Genomic DNA, 25862 nt, shown 5'->3' on the forward strand with positions numbered 1-25862 from the left:
ACGGTCCTCCGGGCGCGCGTCAGTAGAGGTTGGGCAGCAGGGCGGCGGCGTTCTCGTAGACCGCCCAGAGCAGCGCGCCGACCACCGGCGCGAGGCTCAGGTACGCGGCCGAGCGCCGCCAGTGGCGGGACAGCAGCAGCGCGCCGAGCACCGCGCCGAGCAGGGCGAGCGACCACAGCTGCAGCGTGGCCAGCGCGCCCTTGTCGGCGGCCAGCGCCTTGTCGTACGGGACGGTCGCGGGCCGGCCGCCGGGGTTCTGCTGGGGGTCGCCCTCCAGCCGGGCGCCGATCAGCACGGTGCTGCCGGGGATCCAGTCGGAGTCGCCGGTGACCAGGACCAGCCGGTTGCGGGCCGGGTCGCTGATCGGGTGGTCGCCGTCGCCGTACGCGTTGACGGTGTAGGTGAACCTGCCCTGCCCGGTGGTGGCTTCGATCCGGTCGCCGACCCGCAGCCGGGAGAGCTCGGCGAACGGGGCGCCGAAGGTGGCGCCGCGGCCGAAGACCACGGCGACGCCGCCCTGGCCGGGCAGCGCGGTGTCCCGGCGGTGGCCGGGGCCGCGCATCAGGTCCCGGCCGGTGGTGCCCTCGACGACCACGGCCTGGTGCAGGCCGATGGCCGGGATGTCCAGCAGGGCGACCGGGTCGCCGTCGGCGGCCGCGCCGGTCGGGGCGACGGCCCGGGCCAGCTGGTCGCGGAAGGTCTTGTACGCGGCCGACTGGTAGTGCCGCTGCTGGACGTGCGAGAGCGTGAACAGGTAGCCGACGAAGCCCAGGACGAGGGCGGCGGCCAGGCTGGCCGCCCAGGCGCCCTGGAGGAACCGCCGCCGCCCGGCCGGAACGGCGGCACGGGCCGGGGCCTCGGCAGCGCCCTCGACGGCAGCGACCTGCTGTGCAGCGGCCTGCGGAAGCTGCACGGCCGACTGTGGCGTCGGCTTCGCCAGCACCGGGGCGCTCACGAGGCGCCGCCCGAGCCGTTGCGGCGGCGCAGCAGGCGCCGGCCGAGCAGCGGGGGGACGAGCACCACGGCGAGCAGTTCCACCGCGGTGAGGGTGGCCAGCGTCCAGTCCTCGGGTTTGCCGCTGACCTCGACCACGGTGGCCGCGACCTCGGTGGCGCCGCCGCGGCCGCGGGCGACGACCTGGCCGGTCTGCGGGTCGATGACCTCCTCGGTGCCGTCCCCGGCGCCGCCGGGCGCGTTCGGGTCGCCGGCGGCCGCACCGCCGGTGGCGTTCGGGTCGCCGCCCGCTGCGCCCGCGGCGCCGCCCGTACCGGCGCCGCCGGTCGAGGATCCGTTGCCGCCGGAGCCACTGCCCCCGGCGCTGCCGCTGCTGCCCGCCGTACCTCCGCCACCGCCCGCGCCGCCGGAGCCGGCGCCATTGCCGGTGCCGGAGCCGCCCGAACCGGCCTGGGTGGCCTTGCCGCCCTGGACGACGCAGTTGAGCGGCGCGCCCTGCTTGTCGCACTCGCTGGGCATCGGGGCGTTCTTGAGGACGGTCAGTTCGCCGGCCGGGTTGAAGGTCGGGTTGGCGCAGTTGGAGAGGGTGTCCGGGTTGACCGGGCTGGCGTTGCCGGGGATGTTCCTGGTCTGCAGCAGGCCGCCCTTGACCAGGCCGCGCGGGATCGGCGAGTACCCGAGGTCGTCGGCCTTGCCCTGGCCCTCGCACAGCACGTAGGAGAGGAAGCGGCTGAGTGCGGAGCCCTTGTCGTTGTTGAAGCGCGGCGGCGGGGGCTGGGCGGCGCCGGCGCGCGGCACGATCAGGTAGCTGTAGCTGGAGATCGGGTAGGCGCGCGGGTCGTTCATGGTGTAGACGCCGTCGAGGTTCTGCTGCAGGTAGTTGGGGTCGTCGGGCGGGGTGCTGTCGTCCACGCCGCGGATCCGGGCGGCGGTGAGCGCGACGGCGACGTTGGAGGCGGTCGGCAGCGCGTAGTAGCCGGCCTGGTTGAGCACCTTCACGACCGGCCAGTTGCTGCGCTTGGCGAAGGCGTACTCGTCGTAGCCGATGGTGCCCAGGTTGCCCGGGGACTTGATGTACCCGGCGACGACGTCGGAGCCGTTCTGGGCGACCATCCGGCCGGACGGCGGGAAGAACTCGGTGTAGTCGCCGCAGCTCACGCCGTTGACCGAGGTGCAGTAGGCGTCCCACTGGTCCTTGTGGGTGTGCTCCATCCAGCGGGTGAACTGCGCGGTGGCGCCGGAGCCGTCGGAGCGGACGACCGGGGTGATCTGCAGATTGGGCAGGGCCCTGCCGTAGTCGGCGGTGACCTTCGGGTCGTTCCAGTTGGTGATCTTGCCGGTGAAGATGTCCACGATGGTCTGCGGGGAGAGCCGCAGGTCGCGGACCTGCTTGCCGCCGACGACCAGGTTGTACATGAAGGTGGTGCCGCCCGCGGTGATCGGGACGTAGGAGAAGCCGTAGACCGGGTTCTCCCGGTCGCCACCGCCGCTCGCGTGGCCGTTCTGGCCGAGGCCGGTGTCCGGCGTGGACCGGAACGGCACGTCGGAGGCGGTGAAGTCGTCCTGCCCGTTGGACCACTGGGTGCGGCCGGCCGCCGAGCCGACCGGGTTGAAGCTGATCTGGATGCCCTGCGGGGACACGTCCTGCCGCCACTGGTCGATGGCCGGGCCGGCCCAGCTGGAGCCGTCCGCGCTCAGCGACACGGAGGCCGCCTGGGCCGGGGCCTGCCCGAGCAGCAGGGAGGCCGTGGCGAGCGAGAGGGACAGCGCCCCTGCCAGCAGCCGGGCCATGGAGCGCCTTGCGGCCTCCCGGAACATGGGAACTCCTCTGGTACGGAGGGTGGTTGAGCGGGACATCAGTGCTGGGCCCGCGGTCGGAGGACGTACGGGCGGGTGGCCGCGTCGACGGCGGCCGCCTCCAGGCGGCGGGCGTCCCGGTCGATCCGGCGCTTCTGCGCCCGGGTCAGCTGCCCGGGCCGGCGGCCGCCGAGCAGCCGGGCGGTGACGAAGAGGACCAGCACGACGCCCATCAGGGTCAGGCCGGCCGCGAAGCCGCGCGCGATCATGCCCTCGTACGGCTGCTTGACGTAGTTCCAGATGTACAGCGGCAGCGACACCTGGTGCCCGTCGAAGGGGTTGCCGTTGAACTGCGGGGTGAAGCCGGCGGTGAGCAGCACCGGCGAGGTCTCGCCGACGCCGCGCGCCATGCCGAGCACCACCGCGGTCATCAGGCCGGGCCGGGCGGTCGGCAGCACCACGTTCCACACCGTGCGCCACTGGCTGCCGCCCAGGGCGTACGAGGCCTCCCGCAGGGTGCCGGGCACCAGCCGGATGACCACCTCGGCGGCCCGGGTGACGATCGGCATCATCATCACGGTGAGCGCGAGCGAGGCCGCGAAGCCGCTCTTCTCGAAGCCGAAGGTGATGATCACGATGCCGAAGACGAACAGGCCGGCCACGATGGACGGCAGCGCCGTCATCGCCTCGACCAGGGTGCGCACCGGGCGGGCCATCCGGCCGCCGACCTCGGACATGAAGACGGCCGCCGCGATGCCCAGCGGGACGGCGAACAGCGTGGCCAGGCCCAGCTGTTCGAGCGAGCCGACGGCGGCGTTGAGCGCGCCGCCGGAGGTGAGCGGGTCGAGCGGGCCGGTGTGCTCCATCGCCTCGGTGAAGAAATTGAGGTGCTGGGCCGCTTCCCAGCCCCGACCGGCGACGTAGCCGATCTGGTCGACGGTCAGTGCGACCACCAGCAGCCCGGCGCTCCAGGCGACCACGGCGATCAGCCGGTCCCGCACCATCATCGGGGTCCACTGGAGCCGGCCGAGCGCGTAGTAGCCGCCCAGGAAGAGCGGGTACCAGCAGAGCAGGAAGCCGAGGGCGCCGCTGAACGGGAGCACCCGCTCGTACAGCACCCAGTCCAGTGCGAGCGAGCCGGCCAGGGAGCCCGCCACGGTGAGGACGTCGTCGCGGGTGATGCCGCCGATCCGGAGCTTCTGCTCGGGGCGCGGGGCACCGGCGGCGGCAGCAACGGACGCGGCAGTGGCGCCGGATGCGGGCTGGTCGGCGGCCCCGGACTCCGCGACCGGCGGCAGGTCGAGCGTGGTCATCGGGCGACCCTTTCGCGATTCGTGAATCGGACCGCCTGACGCGGCGATTGACGGATGGTCATGGTTCAGTCCGCCGTGGCGGCGCCGGAGCGCGAGCGGCTGATGACGATCCCGGCCAGCACGTTGACCAGCAGGGTGAGCGCGAACAGCACCAGGCCGGCGGCCATCAGCGCGGAGAGCGACAGCGCGTCGGACTCGCCGAAGCGCAGCGCGATCAGCGCGGAGATCGAGTTGGCGCCGTTCTCCAGGATGTGCGTGATGGCCTTGAAGTTCGGCGAGATGATCAGCGCGACCGCGATGGTCTCGCCCATCGCCCGGCCGAAGCCCAGCATCACCGCGCCGATCACCCCGCCCTTGCCGAACGGCAGCACCACCGTGCGGACCATCCCCCAGCGGGTCGAGCCCAGCGCGTACGCACCCTCCCGCTCGCCCTGCGGGGCCTGGGAGAAGACCTCCCGACTGAGCGAGGTGATGATCGGGATGATCATCAGGGAGACCACCACGCCCGCGATGAAGGTCGACGAGGTGTACGAGGTGCCGATGTCGCCGATCCGCACCTTGAGGAAGGGGACGGTGTCGCCCAGGTGGTTGGCCAGCCAGCGGACGAAGCCGATGATCCGTGGCTGGAGGAAGAACAGGCCCCAGAGGCCGTACACGATGCTGGGGATCGCCGCCATCAGGTCGACGAGCGAGATCAGCGCGGCGCGCAGCCGCACCGGCGCGTACTCGGAGATGAAGATCGCGGTGCCGAGCGCCACCGGAACGGCGATGACCAGCGCGATCACGGCGATCAGCAGGCCGTTGGGCAGGACGGCGGCGATGCCGAAGTTGTGCGCGGCGGTCTGCCACTTCTGCTCGGTCAGGAAGGACCAGCCGACGGCGCGCAGCGCGTCGGTGCCGCGCAGGATCAGGAAGAAGGCGATCAGTCCCATGATCGCGAGGACCGAGAGGCCGGCCATCCTGAGCACGCCGCGGAAGACCCGGTCGCCGGGGGTCGCGGGGGCGGTGATGGTGCGCGGGACGTCCTGGTCGGGCCCGTGGTCGGGTGGGCGTGGCGCCCCCGCGTACGGTGCCGCGGGCTGGGCGGCGGATGTCATGGTGTGCTCTCCGTGCTCGGAACGGGCGTGTTCGGGAACGGGTCCTCGGGAAGGAACGGGTCCTCGGGAAGGAGCGGGGCCTCGGGAAGGAGCGGGCGCGGCCGGGCCGTGCTCGGCGGGGCCGGGAGGGAACGGCCCCACCGAGCACGGCCTGCTACCTGCGGCGCAGCCGCGACCAACGGGTGCGGGCACCGGCCAGCACCTTCGCCCCGGCCGGGGTGCCGCCGAGGAACAGCGCGGCCGGGCCGCCGACCAGCAGCACCAGGCCGGCGATCAGCGCGACGGGCAGCAGCAGCCGGGCGGTGCCGGGCCGGTCGGGCACCGGGGTGCCGACGGGGGCCGCGGCGAGCGGGGCGCCGGAGGGGACGGCGGTCGCGCCGGGCTTGGCGCCCCCGGCCGTCGCCGGACCGCCGGAGGCCGCACCGCCGGCCGTACCCGTTCCGGTGGAACCGGTGGAACCGGCGCCGGAGAGCCCGCTCCCGGAGAGCCCGCCGCCGGACAGCCCGTCGGCCGAACCGAGGCCGCTGCCGGCGGCGTTGCCGTCCACGCCGCTACCGCCGACACTGCCGCCCGTACCGCCCGAGCCCGAGGCACCGCCGTCCGTCCCGCCCGCCGTGCTGCCCGGGTCGGTGCCCGGGTTCGTCGGCGCGGTCTGGTTGCCGGGCAGCTTGCCGTCCTGCGCGGCGACGTGCTGCACGGCCTCCTGGGCCTGCTGCCGCTGGGCGCCGGTGAGGGCGAGATAGCCCTGGGCGAGCCGGCCGGGCGCGATGCCGTAGGTCTGGCCGTCGGTGGTCACCGTCTTGAGGAACTGCGCGATCGCGGCCGCCTTGGCGGCGGGCAGCCCGCCGGTGGGGACCATCGCGTACTGGACGACGCTCAGCGGGTAGGCGCGCGGGTCGCGCGAGAACGCGGTGTCGGGTGTGCCGTACGGCAGTTGCTGGACGCCGGTGGCCGGGTCGGTGGGCATGTCGGCGACGGCGGCCTGGAAGCCGGCCGTGGAGGGCGACACGTAGGAGCCGGCCGGGTTGAGCAGTGCCGCCTCGGGCAGCGAGAACGCCTTCGCCTGGGCGGTGTCCATGACGGCGAGCATCGCGCGCTGGCCGACGGCCTGCACGGCGCAGGGCTTGTGGCCGTTGCTGACCGGGTCGATGTTCGGGTCCTGGCAGTTGGGCTGGCTCTGCATCATGTTGCGCAGCACCCGGCCGATGCCGTCGAGGGACGGGTTCCACTCGTACTGCTTCCAGTGCCGCAGGTCGACGGTGGTGCTGTCCTGGTCGATGCCGGTGAAGTCCTGGGTCTGGAAGGCGTCCGTCGGGTAGCCGGCGAACTTCGGCTTCAGGTAGAGGCTGTCGATGTGCATGCCCCACGGGTCCGGCTCGCCGTCGAGGAAGCGGTACGCGTCCGGGTCCGCGGCCACCCACGAGGTCAGCAGGTAGGTGAGGTCGGTGGTGCCGCCGGGAACGCCGGGGTAGACGGTCAGGATCCCGCCGCAACTCGTCGGCCAGTGGATGCCGTTGGCGTCGGTCTCCGGGTTGAGCTGCCTGAACTCCGGGTCGGTGAAGAGGCAGACCGGGTTGCCGGCCACGGAGGGGATCGCCGCGCCCGGCGACGCGTAGGACTGGGTCAGCAGTTTCGCCACCAGCCGGGCGTTCAGCTTCATGTCGCGGATCTGCCGGCCGGTCTTCGGGTCGTCGACCAGGTAGGTGACCGAGATGCCGGTGGTGGCGAAGGGGGCGTAGACGTACGGGCGTGGCGGCGGTGAGCGGTCCGGGAGCGCCGTCAGCGCGACCTCGGTGGTGCTGCTGCCGCCGAGGAACGCCGCCCGGGCCTGCGGCTCGCCGCCGGCCGGGACGTAGCCGACGGTCATCGGCGAGCTGCCCAGGCAGAGTCCGGCCCGCCATTGCTGCACGGCCCGGTTGGCCATCTCCAGCCCGGCCGCGCCGAAGGCCTGGTCGGCCGCCGCACAGGCGTCCGCCGTGGGGGCGAAGCTGAGCGGCACCACGGTCCGGTGCTGCCAGGCGCACTGTTCGCTGGTGCGGTTGCCGGTCTTCCAGTTCTGGAAGGCGGTGCCGGGCTTCATGATGCCGTCGGCGGCGGTGTAGCCGTCCGGGTCGTCGTCCAGGTCGTGGAACTCGCAGTCGGCCCCGCCGTCGTGGGCCTGGAAGAGGTCCAGCGGGTCACCGCCGTAGTTCGGCTCGACCACCAGGGAACAGGGGTGGGTCGCATCGCAGCCGAGCGTGGCGCTCTCCTTGGCGCTCCACACCTCGATCGAGGCGCTGCCGGAGCCGTCCGGCCCGGTCGCGGCGATCACCTGGTTGGTGGGCCACTCGGGCGTCTCCAGGTGCGTGGGGCGGGGCGGCTGCTCGAAGCCCTTCGACCGCTCGCCGCCGTAGAGCGTGCTGCCGTAGCAGTCCGTGACCGCGGGGTCGGTGCCTCGGCACTGGTAGACCCGCACCGCGTAGAGGATGAAGTTCGACTCCTTGACCGCCACCGCGACCGGGGCCTTGGAGCCCAGCGCGACGGTCGGGGTGAAGCCGCTCCAGGAGACCTGCAGGACCTGGTTGGTGAGGTCGGCCGTCTGGGAGACGGTCACGCTGCCCGCCGGGCCGTACGACTTGGTGGCCGGAATCCAGACCTTCGGGCCCGGCACCGTCACGGCCGAGTCGGCCTGCGCCTGGGGCGCCGCACCCAGCCCGATCGGAACCACGGCGAGCGCCGCCACCACGGCCTTGACGAGTGCCAGGGCCGGTAGTCGACGGCGCCACCGCCCTCGCTCTCTCGGGTCGGGTACGCGGTTTCTCATGGCCTGGCCTCCGGGAGGTGCGGGCCGCCGAGGGAGGCGGCGCGAGGGCGTCGGGCGCGCGGGGGACGGACGATTCCGTGCGTACCATTCGGCCAGCCGGACATGGCGGGATCCGGTCGGCCAGGTGTACGAGACCACAACGCGGCGACTCCGTAGCGGAGTTGGGAACTCCGCAGGCGGCGGGGCGGACCCGCCGCCTGCGGTGAGCACGCCCGGGCTCAGTGCGCCGGGGTGTAGGACAGCGCGAGCGAGCCGATCTGCTGGCCGGTGGTGAAGTAGCCGGTGCCGAGCTTGGCGTCGAGGTACTTCGCGCCCTCCGCGTCCAGCTGGAAGCTGGAGGAGGTCAGGTTCTGGGTCAGGCCGTTGCGGTTGACCACGTTGTCGCCGGCCGGGTCCAGCAGCGGCACGGGCGTGCCGGAGCCGTTCGGCACGGCGGTGAACCAGCCGTCGGCGACGGAGAAGTCGAGCTGCTTGAAGGTCACGCTCCTGCCGGTGGTGAGGTTCAGGAAGAGCAGGCCGCCGCCGAACTGCACGTCGCCGTAGAAGGCCGGGATGTTCGCGGCGCCACCGCTCACCGGGAAGGTCACGGTGAGCCCGGCGGTCTGGTCGTACGACGGGCTGGCGGGCTGGAGCGGAATGACCACGATGCCGTTGAGCGCGGCGTTCGACAGGAAGTTCACGTCGGTGGTGATCACGGCCTGGCCGGCCGCCGGCGTGACGGGGGTGGTGTCGGCGGCGGCCGCACCGCCCGCGGCGGTCACGGCGAGGACGACGGCGGCACCGGACGAGGCCAGCCGGGCGCGCATTCTGGACATGCCGAACTCCTTGGGAGAGGTGGAGGGTTGGTAGAGGGACGGGGGTTCGCCGGTCGGGCGCCGGAGCCGGCCCGGCGGCCGCGGGGTGAGGCCCCGCGGCCGCCGGTGTGGTGCAGGTGGGGCTCAGGAGTGGGGCTCAGGAGTGGGTGACGCTGCCGCAGGCGAAGGAGGACAGCGGCAGGAAGCCGAAGCTCTTCAGGTCGGCGGCACCGTTGGTGCAGATCCAGCCGCCGCGGCCGAAGATGGCGCGCAGGGTGGTGCCGTGGGTGTCGGTGGCGGTCCACTCGGCGTCCCGGAAGACGTTGTAGACCACACGGGAGTACGGGGTGGCGGCGAAGGCGGAGCTGATGGTCTTGTTCACGGTGTCGACCGGCGCGACGCCGTCGACGGAGCGGATGGTCAGCGGGCCCTGGACGTCGGCGCCGCTGCCCTTGCCGAAGTAGACCTGGCCGATGTAGTGGGCCACGGAGTAGGGGACCAGCGCGTTGACGTCGGAGAGCTGGGTGTCGCTGCCCTCGTTCTCCTGGACGGTGCTGTTCACGCAGGCGCCCGGGTTGACGGCGGTGCCGCCACCGATGGTGGTCAGGAAGAACGAGCGGGTGCCGGAGCCGGTCTGCGGCAGGAAGGGCTTGATCGTGGCGTTGGGGAGCGACGCGTTGATCTGGTTCCAGTTGGTGACCGTGCAGGTGTAGATGTCCTTCAGGTTCTGCGTGGTCAGGTTCGCCGGGGCGTTGCCGGTGGACGGGGCGGCCCAGGCGACGGCGTCCTTGGCCAGCGCGACGAAGTCGTCGGTGGTCGGGTCGGTCGGCTGCGGGGCGCGCGAGGAGCGGGCGAAGTCCACGGTGGCGCTGGTGTTGGCGTTCAGCGCGGTGATGCCGGCGCCGGAGCCGTTCGGGCGGGTGATCGGGGTGGCGCCCGACTTGGTGGTGATGGTGCCGGCGGGGATGGCGTCCCAGCTGTACAGGTGCGGGGCGCTCGGGTTGGTCACGGTCGCGTTGTAGTCGGCGGCGAGCTTGTTCAGCACGGCCTGGGTGGTGTCGGAGCCCACGCCCACGATGTCCTGGGCGTTCGGCAGGCTCGCCGGGTCGGCGACGGCGGTGCCGGCGAAGACGGTGGCGACCGAGGTCGCCAGCGCGGCGGCGGCAATCAGGTTGGCAGCGGTCCTACGCATGTTTCTCTTCCTCCGGTGGGAGAGACGTCCATCGCGTGAAACCCGTACTCCGGTCGGGAGTTCGGGGCCGGTGGCCGCGTCCGCTGCGGCCCGTCCGGCAGTGCCGATCCTGTCCGGCGGGCCGGTTCCGCCGGAAGGGCGGTCGAGCCGGGCAGCGGAATGTCGACTCATCGGTTCAGCGAGGTTTAGGCACTGGTCAGCGTGGACGCGGCAGGGGCGGGAGCGGGTGTCCGAGCGGCGTCGACGTTCTTCTCCAGGAGGCTGCTCGGGGTGTTGCCGGAAACCTGCGCTTCACCGGAAACGCACGAACGGAGGGCCCGGCACGGCTCTCGGGAAACGGCTACAGCGGCCGGTGACCGTCGCGCCCGGACCGGCGCAACTCCTGCCCCACCCACTGCAGTCCGGCCAGGAAGCCCTCGATCCCGGCCTGGCACTGGTCCCGCCGCAGGTACCCGCGCGCGCTGCGGGCGACCGGAACGGCGGCGGTCGCCCCCGGCCGGGTGCTGCGCACCGGCAGGTGGGCGGCCCAGACCCACTGGCGCCCCTCGGACTGCCCGACCGAGCACCGCAGCGCGGCCCGCTCGATCAGCAACTCACGTACGGCCTCGGCGAGTTCTTCCTCGCTGCGGTACGTCCGTACGCCGACGCCGAGCGGTCGGCCGTTGGCGGCGCGCAGCGCCCAGCCGACGCAGCGGTCGCCCGCCGGCACGATCAGCAGCCGCGGACCGCGCCGCTCAGCGGCCATCGGTGCGTCTCAACGGCCCCGCGGGTTCGTGCAGTTCGCGCGGCGGCTGCTTGGACAGCAGCACCACGAAACGCCGGAAGGCGTTCTGGCAGGTCGCGTAGCGCTCGTACGCCCGGCTGGAGCGCACCTCGGGGAGGTTGCGCGAGCCGGGGATGACCCACACCCAGCCGATGCCGTCCCGGACGTGGGTGATGCGCGCGGTCAGCTCGTCCGCTCCGGCGCGCAGCCCGTCGAAGCCGCGCTCGGCCTCGCCGGCCGACTCGAACGCGGCCGGGGTGATCGCGACCACCCGGCCGTTGGGCGCCTTGAGCTGCCAGCGGTAGCGCCCGTCCGCGGCCCGTTCGGCGCGGAACCCCCCTCGACGTGCCCCTGCTGCGGTGTGACCGCGGCCGGAAGCGTCCACAGCCCCTCCGTCCGGTTACCTTGCGGTTTCCCCTCCGAGCGGAGCAAAGCTATGTGTGCACACAGAGCCGACGAAAGCCCAGAACGTTCACAACTTGCGCTGTTGGTCGGGAAGTTCTCTCTCGTTTAACTTTCACATGTCTTTGCCGAAGGCCCCTCCGAAGGCCCCTCCGACGAGCCCGGAACCGAGCCCGGAACCGAGCCCGGAACCGGGCTCAGAGACGGGCTCAGAGCCGGACTCAGAGCCGGGCCGTCCAGCGCACCAGCGCGCCCTTCCGGTACGGCCCCCGCTCGTGCCAGGCGTCCCCACCGAGCACCTCGGCGCGCCGGGTCAGGTTGAGCAGTCCGCTGCGCCGCCCGCCCTCCGGGATGCCCACCCCGTCGTCGGTCACGGTCAGCAGCACGCCCGGCCGGCCGTCGCGGTCCAGCGACTCCGGGTCGCCGCCCATCGGCCGGCCGTCGTCGTCCAGGTGGACGGTCGCGTCGATCTCCACGCCGACCCGGGAGGCCCGCGCGTGCCGCGCCGTGTTGGAGAGCATCTCCCGCAGTGCGGCGAGCAGTTGGCGTCCGGTCTGGTCGCCGACCAGGCTCTCCACCGGCCCGACGAAGCTCACCGAGGGCTTGAAGCCGAGTGCGGCCGCGGCCTGGCTGGCCTCCCGCAGCACCCGGGTGCGCAGGGTGTCCGGCGCGTCGCCGTGGTTGTCGTGCTGCAGGGCGTAGATGGTGGTGCGGACCTCCTGGATGGTGGCGTCCAGCTCGTCCACCGCCTTGCCGATGCCGGACCTGACCTCGGGGACGACCGCCCGCCGGGCCGCGCTCTCCAGCATCATCCCGGTGGCGAACAGCCGCTGGATCACCAGGTCGTGGAGGTCGCGGGCGATCCGGTCGCGGTCCTGGAAGACGGCCAGGCGCTGCTGGTCGCGCTGGCCCTCGGCCAGCCGCAGGGCGAGCGCGGCCTGCGAGGCGAAGGTCTCGGCGAGCTGCTTCTCGCTGTCGGTGAACGGCAGTGCCCCGCACGGGCGCCAGACGCAGAGCCCGCCGAGCACCCGCCCGGCGGCGACCATCGGCACGGCCATGGACGGGCCGAAGCGGCGGGCCAGGCGCATCACCACGGTCGGGTCGCTGGACATGTCGTCCAGGTAGACGCTCTCCCCCGCCAGCAGCCGGGACGCGAAGCTGTCCTTGGGCAGCAGTTCGCCGCGGACGAACTCGGCCACCTCACCGGAGGCGTGGGCGACCCGCATCTGGCCGTCGCCCTCCCCCTCCGGGCCGGTCGGCAGCAGGATCATGCCGAGCGCGGCGTCCGCCAACTCCCGTACCTGCTCGGCCGCGACGGTCAGGGCCGCCTCGGCCTGCTCGGCGGAGAGCAGCGCGGTGGTGACGGCGGCGGCGCCGGCGATCCAGCGCTCGCGGCGGCGGCCCTCCTCGTACAGCCGGGAGTTCTCGATCGCCACGCCGGCCGCGGCGGCGAGGGCGTGCACCACCTGCTCGTCCTCGGGGGTGAAGGCGCCGCCGCCCTTCTTCTCGGTGAGGTAGAGGTTGCCGAACACCTCCTCGCGAACCCGGATCGGCACGCCCAGGAAGGTCCTCATCTGCGGGTGGTGCGGCGGGAACCCGGAGGAACGCGGGTCGGCGCCCAGGTTGGTCAGCCGCAGCGGCTCAGGGCGGTCGATGAGCGCGCCGAGGATGCCGCGGCCGGCGGGGAGTTCGCCGATCGCGGCGGCGGTCTCGTCGTCCACGCCGACGTGGATGAAGTCGGCCAGGCCGGTGCCGCCGGGGGCGATCACGCCGAGCGCCGCGTACCGGGCGTCGACCAGTTCGGCGGCGCCGGTGGCGATCCGGTGGAGGGTGGCGTGCAGGTCCAGCCCGGCGCCGATGGAGACCACCGCCTCCAGCAGCCGCTGCATCCGGTCGGTGACGGCGGCGGCGGACTGCAGGCGCTCGGCGACCTCGGTGACCAGGGTGTCCAGCCCGAGCGAGGCGATCTCGGGCACCCGGTGGGGCGTCGGCTCGGGGGTGGTCTCGGGGAGGTCCGGCGTGGGGTCCATGGAGAAAGCCTAGTTTGTACGCTTTTCAGCCGAAGAGCGGCGCGACCGGCTCGGAGGGCGCGACCGGCGGCGGCCGCATGACGGCGGCTATGCCGGTACGGCCCCCAGCAGCCCGTCCGCCTCCCGCTCCCGCCGCCACATCGCGTGCAGCCGCCCGTCCGGGTCGGCGACCAGCTCCGACCAGCGGCCCCGCTCGGCCACCCGGCCGTCGTCCAGCACCAGCACCTCGTCCACGGTCGCGTCGTCCAGCCCGGCCAGCCGGTGGGTGATCAGCACGGTGGTGCGGCCCTCGGTGGCGGCCAGCAGGTCGGCGGTGAGCGCGTCGGCGGTGGGCAGGTCGAGGTGTTCGGCGGGCTCGTCCAGGACGAGCACCGGGAAGTCCGCGAGCAGCGCCCGGGCGAGCGCGAGGCGCTGCCGCTGGCCGCCGGAGAGCCGGGCGCCGTGCTCGCCGACCATGGTGTCCAGGCCGTCCGGCAGGCCCTCGGTCCAGTCGAGGAGCCGGGCGGCGGCGAGCGCGGCACGCAGCTCCTCCTCCGTCGCGCCCGGCCGGGCCAGCCGCAGGTTCTCCCGCAGCGAGCTGTCGAAGACGTGCGCGTCCTGCGCACAGAGCCCGATCACCCGGCGGACGGACTCGCCGTCGAGCGTGCGGCTGTCCACAGCCTGTGGACGACCGGCGGCGAAGGTGACGGCGCCGGAGGTGGGCTCCACGAAGCGCAGCAGCGCCTGGGCGAGGCTGGTCTTGCCGGAGCCGGACGGGCCGACCACGGCGATCCGACGCCCGGCGGCGAGGTCGAGGTCGACCCCGGCGAGCGCGTCCACCGCCTGCCCGGGGTGGCGTACGGTCAGCCCGCGCACCGCGACCGGCAGCGGCTGCTCGGGGAGGGCCGCCGGCTCCGACGGTTCGGTCACCGGCGAAGGTGCGTCAAGGACCTCGTCCAGCCGGGCCCGGGCGGCGCGGCTGCGCTGGCGGGCCTGGACGGCGAGCGGCATCCCGGTGACCGCCTCGAACGCGGCCAGCGGGGTCAGCACCACCAGGGCCAGGCAGACCGGCGCCAGCGCGCCGTCCCGCACGCCCTGGACGCCGACGGCCGCCGCGGCGGTCACGGTCAGCCCGGTGAGCAGCGCGATCAGCCCGGTTCCGAGCGCCGTGGTGGCGGCCGAGCGGGCGGCCAGCCGGGTCAGCGCGGTGTCGGCGGCGCGGACGGCGGCCAGCCGGCCGGGCAACGCGCCGGCCACGGTGAGTTCGGCGGTGCCGGTGAGGCTGTCCACCACGGCGGTGGCCAGCCGCCCGCGCGCCGGGGCCTGGCGCCGCTCGGCGCCGGCCGACCAGCGGGCGGCCAGGGCGGGCACCAGCACGCCGGCGAGCAGCAGCCCGAGGCCGAGCACCGCCCCGGCGGCGGGCAGGAAGGCGGCCAGCACCGCCGTGGAGGCCAGCGCGACCACGCCCGCCACGGCGGCGGGCAGCCGCCAGCGCAGGTAGTGGTCCTGGACCGCGTCCACGTCGGCGACCAGCCGGGAGAGCAGGTCGCCGCGCCGGAAGGCGGGCAGTCCGGCGGGGGCGAGCGCGCTCAGCCGCCGGTAGACGGCGGCCCGCAGGGGGCCGAGGGCGCGCAGCACCGCGTCGTGCGAGACCAGCCGCTCGGCGTAGCGGAAGACGCTGCGGCCGATCCCGAAGGCCCGCACCGAGGTGACGGCCATCATCAGGTAGAGCACCGGCGGCATCTCGGAGGCCCGGGAGATGAGGTAGCCGGAGGTGGCCATCAGCGCGACGGCGCAGCCCAGGGCGAGGGCGCCGAGCAGGACGGACAGCGCCAGCCGGGGCGCGGCGCCGGTCTCGGCCTCGGGCTCCTCGGGCACCACGGGCGCGGACGTCGGCCGTCCCGTGTGGGCGAGCGGAGCGACAGCCGGTGCGGGTTCCGTGACGACGGGCCCCGCCAGCCGTACCCGCTCGTCCGCGACGGCCAGCAGTGCGGGCCGGTGCGCCACGACCAGGACGGTGCGCGCCGGGTCCTCGGCGAGCGCCCGGACGGCGTCCACGACGGCCGCCTCGGAGGCGCCGTCCAGGTTGGCGGTGGGCTCGTCCAGCAGGACCAGCGGCCGGTCGTCGGCGAGCAGCACCCGGGCGAGGGCGAGGCGCTGGCGCTGCCCGGCGGAGAGCCCGCTGCCGTCCTCGCCGAGCTCGGCGGCCAGGTCGGTGACGAAGTCGAGTGCGTGCGCGGCCCGCAGCGCCGTCCACAGCTGCCGGTCGTCGGCCTCGGGCCGGTAGAGCCGCAGGTTCTCGGCGATGGTGCCGGCGAACAGGTGCGGGTGCTGCGGCAGCCAGGCGATCTGCCGGCGCCAGCTCTCCGGTTCGAGCTCGGCGAGGTCGTACGTCCGCCCGTCGGCGGCGGTGATCCGGACGGTGCCGGCCTCGGGGGCGGTGAGGCCGAGCAGCACGGCCAGCAGGGTGGACTTGCCGGCGCCGCTCGGGCCGGTGAGGGCCGTGGTGGAGCCCGGCTTCAGGGTCAGCGCGGCGCCGTCCGGCGCGGTGCCCTCCACGGTGGTGCAGTCCAGGGCCGGCTCGGTCCGCCCCGGGTGCCGGACGACCAACCCCTCGGCGCGGATCCCGGCCCCGGTCAGGGCCGGGGCGGGCACCGTCCCGGCGGCGGGCAGCGGGGTCTCCAGCACCCGGAACAGCTCGTCGGCGGCGGTCAGCCCCTCGACGCTGGAGTGGTAGAGCGCGCCGACCTGGCGGATCGGGACGTACACCTCGGGGGCCAGGACCAGGATCAGCAGCCCGGTCTCCAGGTCGAGGGTTCCGTCCACCAGACGGAAGCCGACGGTGACGGCGACCAGCGCGACGGAGAGGGTGGAGAGCAGTTCCAGGGTGAAGGAGGAGATGAAGGCGATCCGCAGGGTGCGCAGGGTGGCCCGGCGGTAGTCGGCGGTGATCCGGGCGATGGTGGCGGCCTGGGTGCGGGCCCGGTTGAACACCTTGAGGGTGGGGAGCCCGGCGACCACGTCGAGGAAGTGGTGCGAGAGCCGGGCCAGGGTGTCCCACTGCCGGTCCATCCGGGCCTGGGTGGCCATCCCGATCAGCACCATGAACAGCGGGATCAGCGGCAGCGTCCCGGCGATGATCGCGGCCGAGGTGAAGTCGGCGCCGACGATCCGCAGCAGCACGATGACCGGGACGACCACGGCCAGCGCCAACTGCGGCAGGTAGCGGGCGAAGTAGTCGTCCAGCGCGTCGATGCCGCGGGTGGCGAGGGTGGTGAGTTCGCCGGTGCGCCGGCCCGCCAGGTAGGACGGTCCGAGCGCGGTGGCGTGGTCGAGCAGCCGGCGCCGCAGGGTGGACTTCACCCGGGCGACGGAGCGGTGCGCGGTGAGTTCGGTGAGCCAGCCGACCAGTCCGCGCCCGACGGCCGTCAGGGCGAGCAGCAGCAGTGGCGTGGTCAGTTCTCCGAGGGTCGCGCCGCGCTGGAAGGCGCGGACGACGATCTCGGCGATGAGACTCGCCTGGGCGACCACCAGGGCCGCGCCCGCCGCGCCGAGCAGCACGGATCCGGCGAGGAAGGCCCTGGTGGCGCGGGCGTACCCGAGGAGTCGGGGGTCGACGGGCTGCACGGCGTCAGGCCTGGTCGAGCGGGGTGGCGGCGGAGCCGTGGGCGGCCGCCGGGATGTGCTGGACGCCGATCCGCTTGCGGAACACCCAGTACGTCCAGCCCTGGTAGAGCAGCACCAGCGGAGTGAACACCGCCGCCACGATGGTCATCAGCTTCAGCGTGTACGGCGAGGAGGCCGCGTTGCTGACGGTCAGGCTCCAGCCGTCGTTCAGGGTGGACGGCATGACATTCGGGAAGAGCGCCAGGAAGAGCATCGCGACGGCGGCCACGATGGTCGCCCCGGAGAGCACGAACGCCCAGCCCTCGCGGCCGCGTTGGTTGGCGACCAGGGCGCCGAGCAGGGCCAGGACGGCGGTCACCAGCGCGGCCAGGCTGCGGCCGTTGCCGCTGTCGGCCTGGGTCCAGACCAGGAAGGCTGCGGCCAGCACGGCGGCCGCCAGCCCGGCCCGCAGCGCGGCCCTGCGGGCCCGCTCGCGGATCTCGCCGACCGTCTTGAGCGCGGCGAACACCGCGCCGTGGAAGGTGAACAGGGCGAGCGTGACCAGGCCGCCGAGCAGCGCGTACGGGTTCAGCAGGTCCCCGAGGGTGCCGACGTAGTTCTTCTGCGCGTCGATGTCCACGCCGCGCACGATGTTGGCGAAGGCGACGCCCCAGAGGAAGGCCGGGAGGAGGGAGGTCCAGAAGATGGCCTCCTCCCAGTTCCGCTGCCAGCGGGCGCCGTCGCGCTTGGCCCGGTACTCGAAGGCCACGCCGCGGACGATCAGGCAGACCAGGATCACCAGCAGCGGGACGTAGAAGCCGCTGAAGAGCGTCGCGTACCAGTCCGGGAAGGCGGCGAAGGTGGCGCCGCCGGCGGTCAGCAGCCAGACCTCGTTGCCGTCCCAGACCGGGCCGATGGTGTTGATCAGCACCCGCCGCTCGGCGGTGTCGCGGGCCAGCGGCTTGGTCAGGATGCCGATCCCGAAGTCGAAGCCCTCCAGGAAGAAGTAGCCGATCCACAGGACCGCGATCAGCACGAACCAGACGTCGTGGAGTTGCATGTCAGATCCTCAGTTCCCCAGTGATCCCCGGTTCGGCGGTGGTCAGTACGCGAAGGCGAGCGGCTTGTCGGCGTCCTCGTCCGAGGACGGGCCGCGCAGTGAGGGGTCCTTGGCGGGCGGCTGCTCGGTCACCACCGGGCCGGCCTTGGCGTACTTGACCAGCAGTCGGACCTCGACGACCGCGAGGATCGCGTACAGCGTGGTGAAGGTGGCCAGCGCCCCGATCTGGGTGCCGACGCCGACGTTGGGGGAGACGGCATTGGCCGTGGTCATCAGGCCGAAGACGGCCCAGGGCTGGCGGCCCATCTCGGTGAAGATCCAGCCGAAGCTGTTGGCGATCAGCGGGAAGCCCATGGTCAGGATGCCGATCCGCCAGCTCCACTTGGTCAGCAGCGGGCCGAGTTCGCGCTTGGGGGTGAGCATCAGCCGGGGCACCTCGGTGTCGCCGGTGCGGAACTCGGGGCGCAGGAAGAGCTTCCTGCGGGTGGTCCAGAGCCCGATCAGGCCGGCCACGAAGGAGGTCATCCCGAAGCCGATCATGAGGCGGAAGCCCCAGTAGGTGACGAAGATGCTCGGGATGTAGTCCTTGGGGTTGCCGCCGTGCTGGGCGGCCTCGGCGGCCGCGGTGTCGTTGATGCCGGGGACGGAGGAGCTGAAGTCGCTGTGGGCGAGGAAGGAGAGTATCCCGGGGACCTCCAGCTCGACCGAGTTGTGGCCCTTGCTGACGTCGCCGACCGCGAAGATCGAGAACGGCGCGGGCGCCTGGGTGTCCCACAGGGCCTCGGCGGCGGCCATCTTCATCGGCTGCTGCTCGAACATGACCTTGCCGAGCTCGTCGCCGCTGAGCGCGGTGCCGGCGCCGAAGACGACGGCGAGCACCAGGCCGAGCCGCAGCGAGGTCCGCATCGAGGCGGTCTTCTTGGCGTCGGCGCCCTCCGGCTTGCGCTTGGCCTTCCAGAGGTGGAAGGAGGAGATGCCGACCATGAAGGCGGCGCCGGTGAGGAAGGCGGCGGTCAGGGTGTGGGCGACGACGGTGAGGGTGGTGTTCTGGAACAGCACCTTGGCGATGTCGGTCAGCTGGGCCTTGCCGGTGACCGGGTCGATCGAGTAGCCGACCGGGTGCTGCATCCAGGAGTTGGCGGCCAGGATGAAGTAGGCGGAGAGCACGGTGCCCAGCGCGACCATCCAGATGCAGGCGCAGTGGATCTTCCTCGGCAGCTTGTCCCAGCCGAAGATCCACAGGCCGATGAAGGTGGACTCGAAGAAGAAGGCGATCAGCGCCTCCATCGCGAGCGGCGCGCCGAAGACGTCGCCGACGAAGCGGGAGTAGTCGGACCAGTTCATGCCGAACTGGAATTCCTGGACGATTCCGGTGACGACGCCCATCGCGATGTTGATGAGGAAGAGCTTTCCCCAGAACTTCGTCGCGTGGAAGTACTTCTCCTTGTTCGTCCGCACCCAAGCGGTCTCCAGGCCGGCCACGACGGCGGCCAGGCTGATCGTGAGCGGAACGAAGAGGAAGTGATAGACGGTGGTGATGCCGAATTGCCATCGCGCGATGGTCTCGTGAGCGATTGCCAGTTCCACGTCGCCCTCTCTCCCAACCTGCCCGTGTGACGACGGGCACCTTCCGGACAAACTTCTTCTCTAGCCGTGGAGCGCCGCCAAGCCGCGCACGCTTGCCCGCTTGTGAACGTGAACACGTTCACAAGGGCCAGTATCCACCATCCTTACGGAGGAACAGCAGGTGGGGTGGGATGGAGAGCCCTGTGCGGTGCGTCACAGGATGCGGAGCGCTGCGTCACGGGGTGCGGGTGCGGCGCAGGTGCGGTGCGGTGCGGTGCGGTGCGCACAGTCTGCGGAACCCCCCGGCCGGGGCAACGAACGACCGGGCGGACGGGGCGCGCTTCTTGGCCGAACCGGCGCTTGACAGACCGACGCCCCGCTCGCATCGGCGAGCGGGACGTGCTGGGCGGGGGTGCTTCGGGGGCGTCCCGTGCCCGGCCGTGCTACGCGCGGCCGTCCTACGCGCGGCCGAGGAGCTGGGTGCCCGAGGCGGAGTCGGTGCGGGCGGTGAAGAACTCGGTGAAGCCGCACAGGAACTCCTCCCGGGTGATCCGCCCGTCCCCGTCGGTGTCCAACTGGCGGAAACCGTGCGAGAGCTCGACCGGGTGCACCCGCGGACCGCCGAACACCGTGCGGTACTCGTCGAACTCCAGGAACCCGCTGCCGTCGGCGTCGGCCGCGGTGAACACCGCGCCCAACGCCGGCAGCAGCCCCTGCTCCAGGTACGCCCCGTCCCGGTCGCACCCCGCCACGGTGGCCGCCACGAATTCCTCCCGGCTGACCTTCCCGTCCCCGTTGGCGTCCATCACCGTGCGCAGCTGCTCCCACCAGCCGTCGAAGGCGGCGTACACCCGGGCCTCGGCAGCCTCGTCCAGTTCCAGCTGCCAGCACACGTTGTGCGCCATCGCCCGCAGGTCGTGCACGGTGATGAAACCGTCGCCGGTCTGGTCCAGCACCTCACGGAAGAAGCGGTCCAGCCGGGAACCCCGGGTGTCGCGTCGGTGCGGACGGTGGCGGCCGGTCGGGCGCCGCTCCTCCGGGGAGCGGTAGCGCAGCCGGTCCGGCAGCAGCCGGACGAGCGCGCCCGCGCCGCGGTGCAGCAGGAAGGACAGCAGCGCGCCCCGCCGGGTCCGGACCAGCCCGAACCGCTCCCGCACCACCGCCGGCAGGTCCGCCACCGTCAGCTCGGTGACCACCCGGGCCGCGAGGGCCCGCACCACCCGCCACCCGGCGTCCCCGAGGAACCACAGCCGCCGCGGCCGGGGCGCCTCCCGCAGCAGGTCCCCCATCAGGTACCGCGCCGCCTCGGTGAACTCCAGCCGCTCGCGGGCATATCGGGCGAAGTAGGCCGGCAAGTCCTTGGCGGTGGGCGGCAGTTCGCCCTCCGGCAGGTCGAATGCGGCGACCGACTCCTTGAACTCCGCGTAGGCATCCTCCAGTTGGACAGCGTCATAGCCGTCGCCGCCCAGCCGGCGCATCGCCACCACGCACTCGAAGAGCGTCAGCAGCACCCACGCCCTGGTCCCGGCATCCCGCGCGTCGTACGGCCGCCCGTCCGGCGTCGTGCCCCGGATCCGCTTGTGCGCCCGCTCCAGCCGCGCGACCTCCCGCCGCAGCGTCTCCGCGTCCTGGTAGAACAGCCGCCGCCCGCTCCCCAACGTGTGCTCCACCCTCCGCCACGGATGCGCCCGGTACGTGGAGTGCTCCGCCATCCCGGCCCCCACCACCGGATCCGCCGCCTGCAGCGCCAACAACCGCCACGCCACCATGACGATCCGCCACTCGGACAGATCCCGTTTGAACGACACGGCGGGGTCAGCCACGACGCTCCCCGGTGATCTCCGGACCGATCACGAAGCCCTTGGCGGGGCCCTCGGGGATCGCCGGCACCCCTACGCCCTCGGGGTGCTCGATCTCATCGACATCGTTCGGCGCCACGAAGACATCCGGAATGAGCACCTTGAGACCGGCGATGACATTGCCGTCCTGCCCCGGCGCATAGCCAGTGCCCTTCAGATAGTCGTACAGATCCTGCCCCAGCCGCCTGTTGACAGTGAAGTGACGAACTCCGTCGGTGGGTGACAACGTGATCGCCCCCTCGATGATCTCCGCGCGGAAGCCCTCGGGCACATCCATGGACTTCCACGCCTGCCATGGCAACTGGTCCAGGTTCACGAAGGCCGCCTCAGCAACGACCGCGCTCATGGGGACACCCCTCTTCCCGTCCAGTGTGATCAGCCCGTGCGAGTCCGCACAAGCAATGGCTGCACGGTCGCACACGACCGAGGGGCCGACCGGGTGATCGGCAGTAGGTTCACTCGATCTGGGGGTTTCGGGGCCGGAAATGCCGAAACCGCAGGGCGGCCGGGAGTGCCTGCCCTGCGGTTCGGGTGCGGTGTGGGGGTTCGCGGCCTCCTCCCGAGCGGGCGCGAACCGGGGTGGGTCAGGAAGTGGAGCGGGTGGCCGGCTTGCGGCGGGAGACGTAGAGGGCGGCGGCGCCGAGGCTGAGGGCGAGGCCGGAGCCGAGGGCGAGGTACGGGGTGGCCGGGTTGGAGCCGGTCTCGGCGAGCTCGGTGGCCGAGCCGGTGGTGGCCGAGCCCGCGGCGGTGGCCTGCGTGGTGGTGGCCTGCGTGGTGGTGGCCTGCGTGGTGGTCGAGGTGGTCGACTTCTTCGCCGCGGTCGTCGCGGTGGTGGCAGTCGTCGCGGTGGTCGCGCCGGTGGCCTTGGTGGTGTCCGTGGCCGGGGTGACGGCGGCGGGCTGCTCCACCGACTGCTCGGCCGGCTTCTCCACCGGCTTCTCCACCGGCTTCGCGGCCTCGGCCCGGGCGTCGGCGAGCGCCTTGTCCGCGGCGGCCTTCTTGGCGGCCGCGGCGTCGGCGGCCTGGTGGGCCTGGGTGACCTTGAGGAGCGCGGCGATCCGGGCGTCGTCCAGGGCGCGTTCGGCTGCCTCGACCGCGGCCTTGGCCTGGGTCTCCGCGTCGTGGGAGGCGTTGGCGGCGTCGAACGCCTTGAGCATCTGCTGCCTGGCCTTCTCCAGGTCCTCGTCCTTGGCCCGGCCGTACGCCTCGGCGGCCTCCCCGGCGGCCTTGTCCAGGGCCGCCCTGGTCTCGGCGGCCTTCTTGGCGGCGGCCTGGGCCTGGGTGAACGCGGCACGCAGCGGCTGCGGGTCGGTGTAGTGGCTGAACGCGGTGTTGAGCTCGGCCGCGTGGGCCTTGGCGGTTTCGTAGGCCTTGACGGCGTCGGCGGCGGCCTGCTCCAGTTCGGCGATCGAGCCGCTGTCGTTGCGGGTCTGCGCCGTCGGGGCCGACTCCGCGAAGGCGGGTGCCGCGGAGAGTACGGCTGCGGGCGAGATCACGGCGGCGATGACGGCGGCCGAGACCAGCGAACGGCGGAATTTCACGATGACCCCTTTCGGGTCCGAAGAATGCAAAAGCCGCGGCTCGTAAGGATCTTGACGGCCGGGCACTGCCGATCATAGGCACACGCATTCTTGACGCTCCATGCCGGATTCCGGCAAAGTGCGAGCCCCGGAATTGCCGGGTCGGTCAGCAGAATTGACGAGTCGACAATTCCCCGGAAAACCTGCGAGCACCGGCCCTCAGGAGGCTCGTTCGCCGTGGTTGGGCAGTTCGACCCGGAAGGTCGCGCCCTCGCCCGGTGCGGTGTGCAGGGTGAGGGTGCCGCCGTGGGCGCGGGTGAGGGCGGTGGCGATGGCGAGGCCGAGGCCGGCGCCACCGCCGTTGTCGCGGCTGCGGGAGGCGTCGACGCGGTAGAAGCGGTCGAAGACCTGCTGGGCCTGTTCCTCGGTGAGGCCCGGGCCGGTGTCGGCGACCTCCAGCAGGCAGATGCCGTCGGCCCCGGCGCCGACCCCGATCCGCACCGGGGTGCCGGACGGGGTGTGCTTGACCGCGTTGCCGACCAGGTTGGTCACCACCTGCCGCAGCCGGGCCTCGTCGCCGAGGACGGGCGCCGCGCCGGGCGCGCCCGTGCCGGAGGGGCCGGTGAGCGCGACGGGGCGGCTCGGGTCGAGCGCGGTGAGGTCGTGCAGGGCGTCGGCGGCGAGGGTGCGCAGGTCCATGGGGGCGAGGTCGAGCGGGCGTTCCTCGTCGAGCCGGGCGAGCACCAGCAGGTCCTCGACCAGGGCGCCCATCCGGTCGGCCTCGCTCTCGATCCGGGTCATGGTCCGCTTGACGTCCGCCTCGGTGGGCAGCGCGCCCATCCGGTACAGCTCGGCGAAGCCGCGGATCCCGGCCAGCGGGGTGCGCAGTTCGTGCGAGGCGTCGGCGACGAAGCGCCGCATCCGGGCCTCGGACTCGGCGCGGGCCGCGAAGGCCGCCTCGATCTGGGTGAGCATCCCGTTGAGGGCGATGGACAGCCGCCCGACCTCGGTGCCCCGGGAGAGTTCCGGCATCCGGTGGGAGAGTTCACCGTCCGCGATCCGGGCGGCGCCCGCCTCGATCCGCCGCAGCGGCCGCAGCCCGGCCCGTACGGCGAAGAAGCCGAGGGCGGCGCTCAGCACCAGGACGGCGCCGCCGATGGCGAGGAAGGAGTTGTTCAGCTTGCCGAGGGTGGCGTCGATGTCCTCGCGGGACACGGCGACCATGACGTAGGCCGGGGTGATCGCGGGCGCGGCGTACGCGCTGGGGCCGGTGGCCTGTCCGCGGGGGGCCTGGAGCGGCAGGACGAGCACCCGCCAGCGGTGGTGGCCGCGCTGGTCGGGCAGGTCGAAGGGGACGTCGGGGGCGGTGCGGGTCGGGTCGAGGCCGGCCAGCTGGGGGGCCGGGTCGCTGTCGGAGACGGGCTGGCGCATGACGGTCTGCACCTTGCCGTCCGCGGACAGGTACTGCACCAGGTACTGGCTGGGCAGGCTGACCCGCCGGCCGGTGCTGACGGCGGGCTTGCCGGCGCTCGGCGGGGCGACCTGGACCGGGGGCTTGCGGGACAGCGGCAGCCCGTACCGCTGGAGCTGTTCGTCCAGCTGCTCGACCAGCTGGGCGCGGACGGTGCCGAGCACGAAGGTGTCGCTGACCACGAGTCCGGTGGTGACCAGCGCGAGCGCGAGCACCAGCAGCCGGGCGCGCAGGGAGAGCCGTGAGGTGAACCGGGCGAACACGTGCGGGACCGGTCAGCCCTGCGGGGGGCGGCGCAGCGCGTAGCCGATGCCGCGCACGGTGTGGATCAGCTTGGGGCCGTGCGCGGGGCCGGAGTCGAGCTTGCGGCGCAGGTAGGAGATGTACGACTCGACGATGGAGAGGTCGCCGCCGAAGTCGTAGGCCCAGACGTGATCGAGGATCTGCGCCTTGGAGACGACCCGGCCGACGTTGGCCATCAGGTAGTGCAGCAGCTTGAACTCGGTCGGGGAGAGCGCGACCGGGGTGCCGGCGCGGGTGACCTCGTGGGCGATCGGGTCCAGGCTGAGGTCGGCGACGACCAGTCGGCCGTCCTCGGCGGGGCCGCCGGCCCGGCGCAGGATGGCGCGGATCCGGGCGATGAGCTCTTCCAGGCTGAACGGCTTGGTGACGTAGTCGTCCGCGCCGGCGGCGAGGCCCTGCACCTTGTCGCCGACGCCGTCCTTGGCGGTGAGGAAGAGCACCGGCAGGTGGTCGCCGGGGTGCCCGTGGGCCGGCCCGGCTATCTGGCCGCGGTTGGTGCGCTCGCGCAGCTTCTCGACCACGGTGAAGCCGTCGAGGTCGGGGAGCATCACGTCGAGCACGACCAGGTCGGGGCGCTCGGCGGCGATCAGTTCCAGCGCCTCGGTGCCGCTGGCGGCGGAGGCGACGCGGAAGCCGGAGAAGCGCAGCGAGGCCGCGAGCAGTTCGCGGATGTTGGGCTCGTCGTCCACGACGAGCAGGAACGCCTCGCCCTGGCCCCCGGCCACCGTGGAGCCGCCTGGTGTGGTGACAGTGCCTTGCACGGGGCTTTCGCCTCCTGGTCGGACGGGGACGTTGAGCATGAGGCTAGCCCTCGGAGGCTATGCGGCATGGATGAATGTTGGATTAACACCTTATCGGTCGGTTTTGCCGCGACAAGCCCTTGGACGGGCGCTCGGTGGTGTGCGCACGGGCGTGAACACGCCCAACGCGCCCCCTGGAGACCTTGCCCGCCCTGCGCCGCGCCCGGTATGAGGTGCGTCACTGCCCGGGAATGCGAAGGCGCAGGAAGTCGGCCGGGCCGACTTCCTGCGCCTTGCTGGTGCTACGCGTCACTCACCCGCGGTTCGAAGTGATCACCACTGGGCCCAGGAGACCGTGGAGATGTCGCCGTGCAAGTCCTGGGCAACCGTGGAGAGCGGCTGGACGTAGCTGAAGGGCGAGGTGAGGCTGCCGCAGACCAGCGTGCCGACGGCCTTGGTCCCGTAGATGACCGCGCCCCCGCTGTCACCGGGGGCGGACCACATCCGGCCGAGCTTGATCAGGTGCTGCGTCTCCCCGACGTTGAAGGGCGGGGTCCAGTTGATCTGGACGTAGCCGCCGTTCTCGGACGCCCACGTTTCGGGCATGTCGGTG

19 protein-coding genes are annotated in these 25862 nt (G+C 72.9%); all 19 read right to left on the reverse strand.

The genetic code is table 11. The annotated features are described in order from the left end of the window. Positions 1-19 precede the first annotated feature (19 nt). A complete protein-coding gene (locus BX285_RS04980) occupies positions 20-913 on the reverse strand; it encodes a class E sortase (RefSeq protein ID WP_257032494.1) in 894 nt (297 codons plus the stop codon). A gap of 38 nt (positions 914-951) precedes the next feature. After that, entirely contained in the window at positions 952-2772 is a 1821-nt protein-coding gene (locus tag BX285_RS04985; protein WP_257032495.1) for a phosphate ABC transporter substrate-binding protein PstS, read from the reverse strand. A gap of 38 nt (positions 2773-2810) precedes the next feature. Further along, positions 2811-4064: a phosphate ABC transporter permease PstA gene (gene pstA / locus BX285_RS04990; protein WP_097236848.1), complete on the reverse strand. Its 1254-nt coding sequence runs from the start codon at positions 4062-4064 to the stop codon at positions 2811-2813. A gap of 65 nt (positions 4065-4129) precedes the next feature. Continuing rightward, entirely contained in the window at positions 4130-5161 is a 1032-nt protein-coding gene (gene pstC, locus BX285_RS04995) for a phosphate ABC transporter permease subunit PstC (protein ID WP_121174555.1), read from the reverse strand. 154 nt (positions 5162-5315) lie between these two features. Further along, positions 5316-7964, reverse strand: coding sequence for a hypothetical protein (locus BX285_RS05000; RefSeq protein ID WP_147465114.1), 2649 nt, complete (start codon positions 7962-7964; stop codon positions 5316-5318). 218 nt (positions 7965-8182) lie between these two features. Then, positions 8183-8779, reverse strand: a complete 597-nt coding sequence (locus tag BX285_RS05005; protein WP_147465115.1) for a hypothetical protein — start codon at positions 8777-8779, stop codon at positions 8183-8185. 136 nt (positions 8780-8915) lie between these two features. Beyond that, positions 8916-9950: a PstS family phosphate ABC transporter substrate-binding protein gene (locus tag BX285_RS05010; RefSeq protein WP_097236852.1), complete on the reverse strand. Its 1035-nt coding sequence runs from the start codon at positions 9948-9950 to the stop codon at positions 8916-8918. 340 nt (positions 9951-10290) lie between these two features. Next, positions 10291-10695 carry a hypothetical protein gene (locus BX285_RS05015; protein ID WP_097236853.1) on the reverse strand — a complete coding sequence of 135 codons (405 nt, stop codon included), beginning with the start codon at positions 10693-10695 and terminating at the stop codon, positions 10291-10293. Continuing rightward, positions 10685-11098, reverse strand: a complete 414-nt coding sequence (locus tag BX285_RS05020; RefSeq protein ID WP_121174558.1) for a DUF1508 domain-containing protein — start codon at positions 11096-11098, stop codon at positions 10685-10687. The genes BX285_RS05015 and BX285_RS05020 overlap by 11 nt, the downstream gene beginning before the upstream one ends. A 238-nt stretch (positions 11099-11336) precedes the next feature. Then, positions 11337-13004 (reverse strand): GAF domain-containing protein, encoded by a 1668-nt coding sequence (locus BX285_RS05025; protein ID WP_259470673.1) that lies wholly within the window; start codon positions 13002-13004, stop codon positions 11337-11339. A 228-nt stretch (positions 13005-13232) separates the two neighbouring features. Further along, on the reverse strand, positions 13233-16751 hold the full coding sequence (cydD, locus tag BX285_RS05030; RefSeq protein WP_121174560.1) for a thiol reductant ABC exporter subunit CydD: 3519 nt from the start codon (positions 16749-16751) through the stop codon (positions 13233-13235). Between the two features lie 4 nt (positions 16752-16755). Beyond that, positions 16756-17790, reverse strand: a complete 1035-nt coding sequence (cydB, locus tag BX285_RS05035; protein WP_121174561.1) for a cytochrome d ubiquinol oxidase subunit II — start codon at positions 17788-17790, stop codon at positions 16756-16758. Between the two features lie 42 nt (positions 17791-17832). Continuing rightward, positions 17833-19377: a cytochrome ubiquinol oxidase subunit I gene (locus BX285_RS05040; RefSeq protein ID WP_121174562.1), complete on the reverse strand. Its 1545-nt coding sequence runs from the start codon at positions 19375-19377 to the stop codon at positions 17833-17835. Between the two features lie 437 nt (positions 19378-19814). Then, a complete protein-coding gene (locus BX285_RS05045) occupies positions 19815-21179 on the reverse strand; it encodes an EF-hand domain-containing protein (protein ID WP_259470436.1) in 1365 nt (454 codons plus the stop codon). Beyond that, positions 21172-21561: a Uma2 family endonuclease gene (locus tag BX285_RS05050; protein WP_121174563.1), complete on the reverse strand. Its 390-nt coding sequence runs from the start codon at positions 21559-21561 to the stop codon at positions 21172-21174. Before BX285_RS05050 ends, BX285_RS05045 begins: the two co-directional genes overlap by 8 nt. A 238-nt stretch (positions 21562-21799) precedes the next feature. Beyond that, positions 21800-22756 carry an LAETG motif-containing sortase-dependent surface protein gene (locus BX285_RS05055; RefSeq protein ID WP_121174564.1) on the reverse strand — a complete coding sequence of 319 codons (957 nt, stop codon included), beginning with the start codon at positions 22754-22756 and terminating at the stop codon, positions 21800-21802. A gap of 198 nt (positions 22757-22954) precedes the next feature. Beyond that, positions 22955-24469: a cell wall metabolism sensor histidine kinase WalK gene (locus BX285_RS05060; RefSeq protein WP_220783897.1), complete on the reverse strand. Its 1515-nt coding sequence runs from the start codon at positions 24467-24469 to the stop codon at positions 22955-22957. A 12-nt stretch (positions 24470-24481) separates the two neighbouring features. After that, complete coding sequence (locus tag BX285_RS05065) at positions 24482-25270, reverse strand: response regulator transcription factor (protein ID WP_257032498.1); 789 nt, start codon at positions 25268-25270, stop codon at positions 24482-24484. A gap of 312 nt (positions 25271-25582) precedes the next feature. Then, positions 25583-25855, reverse strand: coding sequence for a hypothetical protein (locus BX285_RS05070; RefSeq protein WP_097236862.1), 273 nt, complete (start codon positions 25853-25855; stop codon positions 25583-25585). Positions 25856-25862 lie beyond the last annotated feature (7 nt).

Source organism: Streptomyces sp. 1114.5 (genome assembly GCF_003635085.1).
GTDB lineage: Bacteria > Actinomycetota > Actinomycetes > Streptomycetales > Streptomycetaceae > Kitasatospora.

What these genes read in the sequence shown, in the direction of transcription:
- BX285_RS05015 (WP_097236853.1), bottom strand. Translation starts at nt 10,695, where the DNA reads ATGGCCGCTGAGCGGCGCGGTCCGCGGCTGCTGATCGTGCCGGCGGGC.
- BX285_RS05000 (WP_147465114.1), bottom strand. Translation starts at nt 7,964, where the DNA reads ATGAGAAACCGCGTACCCGACCCGAGAGAGCGAGGGCGGTGGCGCCGT.
- pstC (WP_121174555.1), bottom strand. Translation starts at nt 5,161, where the DNA reads ATGACATCCGCCGCCCAGCCCGCGGCACCGTACGCGGGGGCGCCACGC.
- BX285_RS05050 (WP_121174563.1), bottom strand. Translation starts at nt 21,561, where the DNA reads ATGAGCGCGGTCGTTGCTGAGGCGGCCTTCGTGAACCTGGACCAGTTG.
- BX285_RS04985 (WP_257032495.1), bottom strand. Translation starts at nt 2,772, where the DNA reads ATGTTCCGGGAGGCCGCAAGGCGCTCCATGGCCCGGCTGCTGGCAGGG.
- pstA (WP_097236848.1), bottom strand. Translation starts at nt 4,064, where the DNA reads ATGACCACGCTCGACCTGCCGCCGGTCGCGGAGTCCGGGGCCGCCGAC.
- BX285_RS05025 (WP_259470673.1), bottom strand. Translation starts at nt 13,004, where the DNA reads ATGCAGCGGCTGCTGGAGGCGGTGGTCTCCATCGGCGCCGGGCTGGAC.
- BX285_RS05070 (WP_097236862.1), bottom strand. Translation starts at nt 25,855, where the DNA reads ATGCCCGAAACGTGGGCGTCCGAGAACGGCGGCTACGTCCAGATCAAC.
- cydB (WP_121174561.1), bottom strand. Translation starts at nt 17,790, where the DNA reads ATGCAACTCCACGACGTCTGGTTCGTGCTGATCGCGGTCCTGTGGATC.
- BX285_RS05010 (WP_097236852.1), bottom strand. Translation starts at nt 9,950, where the DNA reads ATGCGTAGGACCGCTGCCAACCTGATTGCCGCCGCCGCGCTGGCGACC.
- BX285_RS05005 (WP_147465115.1), bottom strand. Translation starts at nt 8,779, where the DNA reads ATGTCCAGAATGCGCGCCCGGCTGGCCTCGTCCGGTGCCGCCGTCGTC.